The 10,914-nt window shown below is 55.2% G+C and carries 10 protein-coding genes and 4 tRNA genes; all 14 read left to right on the forward strand.

The genetic code is table 11. From position 1 onward, the window contains the following. Nucleotides 1-420: 420 nt before the first annotated feature. The 14 genes from birA to rpoB all read left to right on the forward strand — a co-directional run bounded on the left by birA (nt 421) and on the right by rpoB (nt 10,863). The gene (gene birA, locus AC19YR_RS16235) at nt 421-1,380 is read left to right on the forward strand and encodes a bifunctional biotin--[acetyl-CoA-carboxylase] ligase/biotin operon repressor BirA (protein ID WP_095109695.1); all 960 of its coding nucleotides are present in this window, start codon (nt 421-423) and stop codon (nt 1,378-1,380) included. Next, nucleotides 1,370-2,119, forward strand: coding sequence for a pantothenate kinase (locus AC19YR_RS16240; protein WP_500599242.1), 750 nt, complete (start codon nt 1,370-1,372; stop codon nt 2,117-2,119). The genes birA and AC19YR_RS16240 overlap by 11 nt, the downstream gene beginning before the upstream one ends. Nucleotides 2,120-2,126: 7 nt before the next feature. Beyond that, the gene (locus tag AC19YR_RS16245) at nt 2,127-2,576 is read left to right on the forward strand and encodes a hypothetical protein (RefSeq protein ID WP_095109693.1); all 450 of its coding nucleotides are present in this window, start codon (nt 2,127-2,129) and stop codon (nt 2,574-2,576) included. A gap of 143 nt (nt 2,577-2,719) precedes the next feature. After that, a tRNA-Tyr gene (locus tag AC19YR_RS16250) sits at nt 2,720-2,804 on the forward strand. 24 nt (nt 2,805-2,828) lie between these two features. Beyond that, nucleotides 2,829-2,902, forward strand: a tRNA-Gly gene (locus tag AC19YR_RS16255). A 26-nt stretch (nt 2,903-2,928) separates the two neighbouring features. Next, nucleotides 2,929-3,004: transfer RNA gene (locus AC19YR_RS16260), tRNA-Thr, on the forward strand. 145 nt (nt 3,005-3,149) lie between these two features. Then, nucleotides 3,150-3,225 (forward strand) — tRNA-Trp (locus tag AC19YR_RS16265). A gap of 45 nt (nt 3,226-3,270) precedes the next feature. Beyond that, entirely contained in the window at nt 3,271-3,639 is a 369-nt protein-coding gene (gene secE / locus AC19YR_RS16270; RefSeq protein WP_009045851.1) for a preprotein translocase subunit SecE, read from the forward strand. 9 nt (nt 3,640-3,648) lie between these two features. Then, nucleotides 3,649-4,182 carry a transcription termination/antitermination protein NusG gene (gene nusG / locus AC19YR_RS16275; RefSeq protein WP_003186097.1) on the forward strand — a complete coding sequence of 178 codons (534 nt, stop codon included), beginning with the start codon at nt 3,649-3,651 and terminating at the stop codon, nt 4,180-4,182. 117 nt (nt 4,183-4,299) lie between these two features. After that, nucleotides 4,300-4,731, forward strand: coding sequence for a 50S ribosomal protein L11 (gene rplK, locus AC19YR_RS16280; RefSeq protein ID WP_003210097.1), 432 nt, complete (start codon nt 4,300-4,302; stop codon nt 4,729-4,731). Beyond that, nucleotides 4,731-5,426, forward strand: a complete 696-nt coding sequence (gene rplA / locus AC19YR_RS16285) for a 50S ribosomal protein L1 (protein ID WP_003232403.1) — start codon at nt 4,731-4,733, stop codon at nt 5,424-5,426. Before rplK ends, rplA begins: the two co-directional genes overlap by 1 nt. 198 nt (nt 5,427-5,624) lie before the next feature. After that, the gene (gene rplJ / locus AC19YR_RS16290) at nt 5,625-6,125 is read left to right on the forward strand and encodes a 50S ribosomal protein L10 (protein WP_095109692.1); all 501 of its coding nucleotides are present in this window, start codon (nt 5,625-5,627) and stop codon (nt 6,123-6,125) included. 78 nt (nt 6,126-6,203) lie between these two features. Beyond that, nucleotides 6,204-6,569, forward strand: a complete 366-nt coding sequence (gene rplL / locus AC19YR_RS16295) for a 50S ribosomal protein L7/L12 (RefSeq protein WP_003176432.1) — start codon at nt 6,204-6,206, stop codon at nt 6,567-6,569. 220 nt (nt 6,570-6,789) lie between these two features. Further along, nucleotides 6,790-10,863: a DNA-directed RNA polymerase subunit beta gene (rpoB, locus tag AC19YR_RS16300; RefSeq protein WP_095109691.1), complete on the forward strand. Its 4,074-nt coding sequence runs from the start codon at nt 6,790-6,792 to the stop codon at nt 10,861-10,863. The last annotated feature ends 51 nt before the right edge of the window (nt 10,864-10,914 follow it).

The following is a 10,914-nucleotide window of genomic DNA, read 5'->3' on the forward strand; positions in this document are numbered from 1 at the left end:
AGTGAAACGATGCATCGCCGATGGTAGTGTGGGGTTTCCCCATGTGAGAGTAGGTCATCGTCAAGATTAAATTCCGAAACCCCATTTGCGAAAGCAGATGGGGTTTTGTTTTGCGCGATGGAAAAGTTCGAGTAGCAAAGGCGAAGCTAAGTTGTTGGATTGCCGCACCACTCTTTGATTTAGGCCAGCTTCTGCTCTATTTTTGTATGCGCGCAACTTTCTGGGAGATTGGAAGGCAAGTTGGTCTGTGACGACTGCTGACGTAGTGGGTGAGTGAAATTGGGGAGTTGTTGTCACATCGTTGGCAGTCGGCTTAGCTACGCAAGATGGGATGCCTGACCACTTCACCCCTCTTGTGATTTCTATGCAATAGGCTGAGGCATGGCTATTATGCGTGCCTCATTGTGAGGCGAGGCTTGCATGCTGACGTTGTTAAAGCTCCTGAAGGATGGTCGGTTTCACTCGGGTGAAGCGCTGGGCGCGATCCTAGGCGTCAGTCGAAGTGCTGTATGGAAACAACTACAGCGCCTTGAATCTGAACTCGGCATGCCTATCCATAGAGTGAGAGGGCGTGGGTACCGTTTAGCTGAGCCACTGCAGCTGTTGGAGGCTGGCGCCATAATGAGTCTCGCTCATGGGTCCTGCTGGCCGATGTTCATTTCTGATTCTGTTGACTCCACAAATGCCCACGCCTTACGTCTTGTTGAGGAGGGAGTGGTTGCGCCATTTCTCGTGCTCGCAGAACAGCAGTTGGCTGGGCGTGGGCGACGTGGCCGCAAATGGGTGAGTCCTTTTGCTCAAAACCTTTATTACAGTCTTGTTCTACGCATCGATGGCGGTCTTCGGCAACTAGAAGGGCTTAGCTTGGTTGTCGGCTTGGCGGTGCTCCAGGCGCTACGTGATTCCGGTGTATCGGAGGCGGGCTTAAAGTGGCCGAATGATGTGTTGGTCGGGCCTAGGAAAATAGCTGGGATTTTGTTGGAGCTGGTCGGTGATCCTGCGGATGTTTGCCACGTCGTGCTTGGTATAGGAGTTAATGCGAACATGCGGGTTGCTGAGGAGGTCGATCAGCAATGGACGTCAATCCGGCTCGAAACGGGTGAATTGGTTGATCGTAATCAGCTGGTGGCTCACTTGGGAGGTGTGCTCCAGAGCTACCTGCTTCGTCATCAGCAGTTTGGTTTTGCGGCGATTCAGGCGGAATGGGAAAAAAATCACCTGTGGCAGGGGTGTGCGGTCTCTCTCGTTGCTGGAGTTAGCCAGATTGATGGCGTCGTACTTGGAATTGATCGGCAGGGGGCCTTGCGCCTGGATGTGGCCGGGGTTGAGAACACATATAGCGGTGGCGAGCTGAGTCTGAGGTTGCGTGATGATACTTGAGCTCGATTGTGGAAATAGCTTCATCAAATGGCGGGTCCTTGAAGCGGACAAGGTGCGAGTGTTTGCCGAAGGCGTCGTTGATTCGGATCTTGCTCTGTTGGTAGGGTTGCATGCCCTCGTGGGGCTCTCATTGGAGCATTGCCGCCTGGTAAGTGTCAGGGCTGCGGCGGAGACCGCTAATCTAGTTGCTGTCTTGGTGGACGCCTTTGGTGTCTCTATCGCCTGTGCTGCTCCTGCTCGGGAGATGTCGGGGGTGAAGAATGGCTATGAGGATTTTGAACGCTTAGGGTTGGATCGCTGGCTCGCGATGCTTGGAGGGTTTCGTCTGGCGTCAGGGGCATGTTTGGTGCTCGACTTCGGTACCGCCGCCACGGCGGATTTCATCTGTGCAGATGGTGAGCACCTGGGTGGGTTTATCTGCCCTGGCATGCCGTTGATGCGTCACCAGCTACGAACGCATACACGAAAAATAAGATATGACGATATGGCTGCCGAGCGCGCGCTGGATAGTTTTACTCCTGGTCGCTCAACCGTGGAGGCCGTCGAGCGCGGATGTACATTGATGCTCCGGGGTTTTGTGCTGACCCAGCTTGAGTTGGCCCGCAGCTATTGGGGGGACGATTTTGAAGTATTCCTCACAGGTGGGGATGCGGCGCTGGTCTCGAGCATAGTGCCGAAGGCGAAGGTTGTCCCTGACCTGGTATTTGTCGGCTTGGCGATGGCGTGCCCATTGTCTTGAGGTGTTTATGCGTTGGTTGTTTTTGTTGCTGGTGGTTCTCAATGTCTTCTATTACTTCTGGCATCAGCAGGAGGCGCCGTTAAGGGCGAAAGACGTTATGCCGCTAACGCTGTACCGCGGGTCCCAGCAAGATATTCGGCTGGTCAGTGAGTCGGCGATTACGGGTATGTCGTGGGGGGCAGGTGGCGCGGCGCCGCAAGCCAAAAGTACTTGCCTCTTTGTTGGTGGCTTTGCCAGCTCGCAGGAGGTTCAGTCTTTGGAGCGGCGCCTGGCGGGACTCCAGATTCGGAGTCGACGTGAGTCTGCTGGTTTGGGTGGCGTGATGGGTGTTTGGCTTCGTATTGAGCCTGAAAGTCGTAACCTGTTGGACGATCCGTTGTTGCAGAACCTTGCCAAGGAATTCAATGAGTTAAAACATAAAATAATGCCCTGTGAGGGGGTTGCAACTCAGGAATAGGTTGCATAGAATGGCGCCCGCTCAGCAGTGATGACCTTAGCGGGTTGATAGTGTAGAGCGAAGGTCAACGCAGCTAACCTCAGGTTTTTAATGAGAAAATGCTTGACAGAAGGTCGGCGTAATGTAAAATGCCGGCTCGCTTAGGAGGGGTTCCCGAGCGGCCAAAGGGATCAGACTGTAAATCTGACGTCTACGACTTCGAAGGTTCGAATCCTTCCCCCTCCACCATTTTTAGCGTGAGCTGCAAGCTCCGCGGGTATAGTTTAGTGGTAGAACCTCAGCCTTCCAAGCTGATGATGCGGGTTCGATTCCCGCTACCCGCTCCAAGTTTGCAGGTTGTGCGGCGTGTTTTGCTCTTGTAGCTCAGTTGGTAGAGCACACCCTTGGTAAGGGTGAGGTCAGCGGTTCAAATCCGCTCAAGAGCTCCATATGACAAGGCAGATATGAAAATATCTGCCTTTGTTTTAAGGGTTGGATTGGTCGGCTTGCAGGTGATGTTGGGCCGCAGTTCAGCAGTCAAGTGGTTGTAATGTCTTTTTCAGGTCTGCATAATGGTCGGCCTGATTTTGTTTTAGGTCAGTAGCTCAATTGGCAGAGCGACGGTCTCCAAAACCGTAGGTTGGGGGTTCGATTCCCTCCTGACCTGCCAGATTCACTCGGTGTGTCTGGCTTTCTTTTCACAGGATCTTCATAGATGACTCCTAAAGCTGAAGCTCAAGGCTCTCGCTTCGATCTGCTCAAGTGGCTTGTAGTAGTCGCTTTGGTTGTTGTTGGCGTTGTTGGTAATCAATACTATTCCGCCTCGCCGATCCTGTACCGCGTACTCGCCTTGCTTGCTATTGCTGCTGTAGCTGCCTTTGTAGGTCTGCAGACTGCCAAGGGCAAGTCATTCTTTGTGCTGGTAAAGGAAGCTCGTACCGAGATTCGTAAAGTCGTTTGGCCAACTCGCCAAGAAACCACGCAGACCACGTTGATCGTTGTGGCTGTTGTTCTGGTTATGGCGTTGCTGTTGTGGGGTTTGGATTCCCTGCTAGGCTGGCTTGTTTCTTTGATTGTTGGCTAAGGGTGTCCCGTGGCTAAGCGTTGGTACGTTGTGCATGCTTACTCGGGTTACGAGAAGCACGTGATGCGCTCGCTGGTAGAGCGTGTAAAGCTGGCAGGCATGGAAGATGGCTTCGGCGAAATTCTGGTTCCCACTGAAGAAGTGGTTGAGATGCGTAATGGCCAGAAACGCAAAAGTGAGCGTAAGTTCTTTCCTGGTTATGTGCTAGTTCAAATGGATATGAATGAGGGTACTTGGCACTTGGTCAAGGATACTCCTCGCGTCATGGGCTTTATCGGCGGTACGGCTGACAAGCCGGCTCCGATTACCGACAAAGAAGCGGAAGCGATTCTGCGTCGCGTTGCCGATGGTAGTGACAAGCCGAAGCCGAAAACACTGTTCGAGCCGGGTGAAGTTGTGCGTGTCACCGACGGTCCGTTCGCTGATTTCAACGGTACAGTCGAAGAAGTTAACTACGAAAAGAGCCGGATTCAGGTCGCGGTGCTCATTTTCGGTCGCTCTACCCCGGTAGAGCTAGAGTTCAGCCAGGTCGAAAAGGTCTAGCAGAACAAACATCCCAACCCCGCAGCCTTAGGCTGTGGGGTTTTGTCGTCACTGGGATAAACGCGCAAGTAACCGGGGAGCCTTTCGAGGCGTTTGAACCCGTAATTGGAGTGCCTCATGGCCAAGAAGATTACCGCTTACATCAAGCTGCAAGTTAAGGCCGCTCAGGCCAACCCAAGCCCGCCCGTCGGTCCAGCTCTGGGTCAACACGGTGTGAACATCATGGAGTTCTGCAAAGCTTTCAACGCCCGTACTCAGGGTATTGAGCCAGGCCTGCCGACTCCAGTGATTATTACTGTCTATAGCGACCGTAGCTTCACGTTCGAAACCAAGTCGACCCCTGCTTCGGTTCTGCTGAAGAAGGCTGCTGGTCTGACTAGCGGTTCCGCTCGTCCTAACACCGTTAAGGTTGGCACCGTTACCCGTGCTCAGCTGGAAGAAATCGCGAAAACCAAAAACGCGGATCTGACTGCAGCTGATATGGATGCAGCCGTGCGTACCATCGCCGGTTCTGCTCGTAGCATGGGCCTTAACGTGGAGGGTGTGTAATGGCTAAGCTGACCAAGCGCCAAAAGGCTATCGCCGGCAAAATCGAAGCAGGCAAGGCCTACAACTTTGTAGACGCCGCCGCTCTGCTGACTGAGCTGTCGACTGTCAAGTTCAGCGAGTCCGTAGACGTTGCTGTAAATCTGGGTGTTGACCCGCGTAAATCCGACCAGGTCGTTCGTAGCGCAACTGTGCTGCCGCACGGTACTGGCAAGACTGTACGCGTTGCTGTCTTCACCCAAGGCCCGGCGGCTGAAGCTGCTCTGGCCGCTGGCGCCGATCGCGTTGGCATGGATGATCTGGCTGCCGAAATGAAAGGCGGCGACCTGAACTATGACGTCGTTATTGCTTCCCCGGATGCAATGCGTGTTGTAGGTCAGTTGGGTCAAATCCTCGGCCCGCGCGGCCTGATGCCCAACCCTAAAGTTGGCACCGTAACGCCAGACGTAGCTACCGCGGTTAAAAACGCCAAGGCTGGTCAGGTTCGTTATCGCACCGACAAAAACGGCATCATTCACACTTCTGTTGGCAAGGTTGGTTTCGACGCCGTCAAGCTGAAGGAAAACGTTGAAGCCCTGATCGCTGATCTGAAGCGTATCAAGCCAGCTTCCTCGAAAGGCATCTACGTCAAGCGCGTTACCCTGAGCACCACTATGGGCCCAGGTCTGGTCATCGACCAAGGCTCGCTGGACGTATAAAACACAGGTTGGCATGAGTAATCGTGCCAATTGAAAGATTGGGGTCCCTGCCTGGCGGGGGCTATCCAAGACCGTAGGCGACGCAAGTCTTAAACCTCAAGCCTACGCAGATGGTGCTCCCGGTTCCTTACCGAATCAGACACCAAAACGACATCCGGCTCCGGTTGGATGAAACGGTAACAAGCAGGAGTTAAACCCGTGGCAATTAATCTCGAAGACAAGAAGGCCATCGTCGCTGAAGTCAACGAGGCTGCCAAAGCTGCTCTGTCCGCTGTCGTGGCTGATGCCCGTGGTGTGACAGTAGGCGCTATGACCGGACTCCGTAAAGAGGCTCGTGAAGCTGGCGTTTACGTACGTGTTGTACGTAACACCCTGCTCAAGCGCGCTGTTGCGGACACTGAATACAGTGTTCTCAATGACGTGTTCACCGGCCCGACCCTGATTGCGTTTTCCAAGGATCATCCAGGCGCTGCTGCCCGTTTGTTCAAGGAATTCGCCAAGGGTCAGGATAAGTTCGAGATCAAGGCAGCTGCGTTCGAGGGCAAGTTCCTCGCAGCTAACCAAATCGACGTACTGGCAACACTGCCGACCCGTGACGAAGCTATTTCGCAGCTGATGAGCGTGATTCAAGGCGCTACCAGCAAGCTGGCTCGTACTCTGGCTGCAGTTCGCGAACAAAAAGAAGCTGCAGCAGCCTAAGGCTGAGCATTTTCTCTCGCGTATTTTTGTTTATTTCGATGGCCGCGTAGGCCGTCCCCCAATTCAGGAAATACAGCAATGTCTATCTCCCAAGACGATATCCTCAACGCCGTAGCTGAAATGTCGGTTCTGCAGGTTGTTGAGCTGATCAAAGCTTTCGAAGAAAAATTCGGCGTTTCCGCTGCCGCTGCTTCCGCTGGCCCAGCTGTTGCTGCTGTTGCTGCTGAAGAGCAAACCGAATTCAACGTCATGCTGCTGGAAGCTGGCGAGAAGAAAGTAAACGTAATTAAGGCAGTACGTGAACTGACCGGTCTGGGCCTGAAAGAAGCCAAGGCTGTAGTTGACGGCGCTCCTGCCCAGGTTCTGGAAGCTGTATCGAAAGACGCAGCTGACAAAGCCAAAGCAACTCTGGAAGAAGCAGGCGCTAAAGTCGAGCTGAAGTAAGCATCGACTTTGCGTCTCCAGCCCAAGCGTTAAGCGAAAGGCTGATGGCTGGTGGCTCTTGCCACCGGCCTTTTTCCGTTATTGGCAATCGACTCGGTCGTCGCCATTAACGTGCGGTAACCACCCGATGCGGTGGCGCAGACCATGGGGTTTGCACGATTTTCTGGCTGCTCCCGTCGGGAGGGGCCAAACAAGCAGGTGACCAAGCTGGGGAACGCTGATGGCTTACTCATATACTGAGAAAAAACGTATCCGCAAGGACTTTAGCAAGTTGCCGGACGTCATGGATGTCCCGTACCTTCTGGCTATCCAGCTGGATTCGTATCGTGAATTCTTGCAGGCGGGAGCGACCAAAGATCAGTTCCGCGACGTGGGCCTGCATGCGGCCTTCAAATCCGTTTTCCCGATCATCAGCTACTCCGGCAATGCTGCGCTGGAGTACGTCGGTTATCGCCTGGGCGAACCGGCATTTGATGTCAAAGAATGCGTATTGCGCGGTGTAACTTACGCCGTACCTTTGCGGGTAAAAGTGCGCCTGATCATTTTCGACAAAGAGTCGTCGAACAAAGCGATCAAGGACATCAAAGAGCAAGAAGTCTACATGGGTGAAATCCCCCTGATGACTGAGAACGGTACCTTCGTAATCAACGGTACCGAACGTGTAATCGTTTCCCAGTTGCACCGTTCCCCTGGCGTGTTCTTCGACCACGACCGTGGCAAGACGCACAGCTCCGGTAAACTGCTGTACTCCGCGCGCATCATCCCTTACCGCGGTTCGTGGTTGGACTTCGAGTTCGACCCGAAAGACTGCGTGTTTGTGCGTATCGACCGTCGTCGCAAACTGCCTGCGTCGGTACTGTTGCGTGCCCTGGGTTACACCACCGAGCAAGTGCTCGATGCGTTCTACACCACCAACGTATTCCATGTGCAAGGTGAGAACCTCAGCCTGGAGCTGGTGCCTCAGCGCCTGCGTGGTGAAATTGCTGTCCTCGACATTCTCGATGACAAGGGCAAGGTTATTGTCGAGCAGGGTCGCCGAATTACCGCTCGCCACATCAACCAGCTGGAAAAAGCCGGGATCAAGGAGCTGCAAGTGCCTCTGGACTATGTCCTGGGCCGCACTACTGCCAAGGTCATCGTGCATCCGGCCACCGGTGAAATCCTGGCCGAGTGCAACACCGAGCTGAACACCGAGATTCTGGCCAAAATCGCCAAGTCTCAGGTTGTCCGCATCGAGACGCTGTACACCAACGACATCGACTGCGGTCCGTTCGTTTCCGACACGCTGAAGATCGACTCCACCAGCAACCAATTGGAAGCGCTGGTCGAGATCTATCGCATGATGCGTCCAGGCGAGCCGCCAACCAAAGACGCTGCCGAAACTCTGTTCAACAACCTGTTCTTCAGCCCTGAGCGTTATGACCTGTCTGCGGTCGGCCGGATGAAGTTCAACCGTCGTATCGGTCGTACCGAGATCGAAGGTTCGGGCGTGTTGTGCAAGGAAGACATCGTTGCTGTGCTGAAGACCCTGGTCGACATCCGCAACGGTAAAGGCATCGTCGACGACATCGACCACCTGGGTAACCGCCGTGTTCGCTGCGTAGGCGAAATGGCTGAGAACCAGTTCCGTGTTGGCCTGGTGCGCGTAGAGCGTGCGGTCAAAGAGCGTCTGTCGATGGCGGAAAGCGAAGGCCTGATGCCTCAGGACCTTATCAATGCCAAGCCTGTGGCTGCGGCAGTGAAAGAGTTCTTCGGCTCCAGCCAGCTTTCGCAGTTCATGGACCAGAACAACCCGCTCTCCGAGATTACCCACAAGCGCCGTGTCTCCGCACTGGGCCCGGGCGGTCTGACCCGTGAGCGTGCTGGCTTTGAAGTGCGTGACGTACACCCGACGCACTACGGTCGAGTTTGCCCGATCGAAACGCCTGAAGGTCCGAACATCGGTCTGATTAACTCCCTGGCCGCCTACGCGCGCACCAACCAGTACGGCTTCCTCGAGAGCCCGTACCGTGTGGTGAAAGACGCTCTGGTAACCGACGAGATCGTGTTCCTGTCCGCCATCGAAGAAGCCGATCACGTGATCGCTCAGGCCTCGGCCACGATGAACGACAAGAAAGTCCTGATCGATGAGCTGGTGGCTGTTCGTCACTTGAACGAGTTCACCGTCAAGGCGCCGGAAGACGTCACCCTGATGGACGTATCGCCCAAGCAGGTAGTTTCGGTTGCTGCGTCGCTGATCCCGTTCCTGGAACACGATGACGCCAACCGTGCGTTGATGGGTTCCAACATGCAGCGTCAAGCTGTACCGACCCTGCGCGCTGACAAGCCGCTGGTAGGTACCGGCATGGAGCGTAACGTAGCCCGTGACTCCGGCGTTTGCGTCGTGGCTCGTCGTGGTGGCGTGATCGACTCTGTTGATGCCAGCCGTATCGTGGTTCGTGTTGCCGATGACGAAGTTGAAACTGGCGAAGCTGGTGTCGACATCTACAACCTGACCAAGTACACCCGCTCGAACCAGAACACCTGCATCAACCAGCGTCCGCTGGTGAGCAAGGGTGATCGCGTTCAGCGTAGCGACATCATGGCCGACGGCCCGTCCACCGACATGGGTGAACTGGCGCTTGGCCAGAACATGCGCATCGCGTTCATGGCATGGAACGGCTTCAACTTCGAAGACTCCATCTGCTTGTCCGAGCGTGTGGTTCAAGAAGATCGCTTCACCACGATCCACATCCAGGAACTGACCTGTGTGGCACGTGACACCAAGCTTGGGCCTGAGGAAATCACTGCGGACATCCCGAACGTGGGTGAAGCCGCACTGAACAAGCTGGACGAAGCCGGTATCGTTTATGTAGGTGCTGAAGTCGGCGCAGGCGACATTCTGGTCGGTAAGGTCACTCCGAAAGGCGAGACCCAACTGACTCCAGAAGAAAAACTGCTGCGTGCCATCTTCGGTGAGAAAGCTAGCGACGTTAAAGACACTTCCCTGCGTGTGCCAACCGGCACCAAAGGTACTGTCATCGACGTGCAGGTCTTCACCCGTGACGGCGTTGAGCGTGATGCTCGTGCCCTGTCCATCGAGAAGACTCAGCTCGACGAGATCCGCAAGGACCTCAACGAAGAGTTCCGTATCGTTGAAGGTGCGACCTTCGAGCGTCTGCGCTCCGCTCTGGTCGGCCACAAAGCCGAAGGCGGCGCGGGCCTGAAGAAAGGTCAGGAGATCACCGACGAAGTGCTCGACGGTCTTGAGCATGGCCAGTGGTTCAAACTGCGCATGGCTGAGGATGCTCTGAACGAGCAGCTCGAGAAGGCTCAGGCCTATATCGTTGATCGCCGCCGTCTGCTGGACGACAAGTTCGAAGACAAGAAGCGCAAACTGCAGCAGGGCGATGACCTGGCTCCAGGCGTGCTGAAAATCGTCAAGGTCTACCTGGCAATCCGCCGCCGCATCCAGCCGGGCGACAAGATGGCCGGTCGTCACGGTAACAAAGGTGTGGTGTCCGTCATCATGCCGGTTGAAGACATGCCGCACGATGCCAATGGCACGCCGGTAGACGTCGTTCTCAACCCGTTGGGCGTACCTTCGCGTATGAACGTCGGTCAGATCCTTGAAACCCACCTGGGCCTCGCGGCCAAAGGTCTGGGCGAGAAGATCAACCGCATGATCGAAGAGCAGCGCAAAGTCGCTGACCTGCGCAAGTTCCTGCACGAGATCTACAACGAGATCGGCGGCCGCAACGAAGAGCTGGACACCTTCTCCGACCAGGAAATCCTGGACCTGGCGAAGAACCTGCGCGGCGGTGTACCGATGGCCACTCCGGTGTTCGACGGTGCCAAGGAAAGCGAAATCAAGGCCATGCTGAAACTGGCTGACCTGCCGGAAAGCGGCCAGATGCAGCTGACTGATGGCCGTACCGGCAACAAGTTCGAGCGCCCGGTTACCGTTGGCTACATGTACATGCTGAAGCTGAACCACTTGGTAGACGACAAGATGCACGCTCGTTCTACCGGTTCGTACAGCCTGGTTACCCAGCAGCCGCTGGGTGGTAAGGCGCAGTTCGGTGGTCAGCGTTTCGGGGAGATGGAGGTCTGGGCACTGGAAGCATACGGTGCTGCATACACTCTGCAAGAAATGCTCACAGTGAAGTCGGACGATGTGAACGGCCGGACCAAGATGTACAAAAACATCGTGGACGGCGATCACCGTATGGAGCCGGGCATGCCCGAGTCCTTCAACGTGTTGATCAAAGAAATTCGTTCCCTCGGCATCGATATCGATCTGGAAACCGAATAACACGTGACGCGAATCGAGAGCGTGGCAGTGATGCCCGCTCTCTGCTCCGCC

The sequence above is a fragment of the Pseudomonas sp. MF08817 genome, from assembly GCF_059862705.1.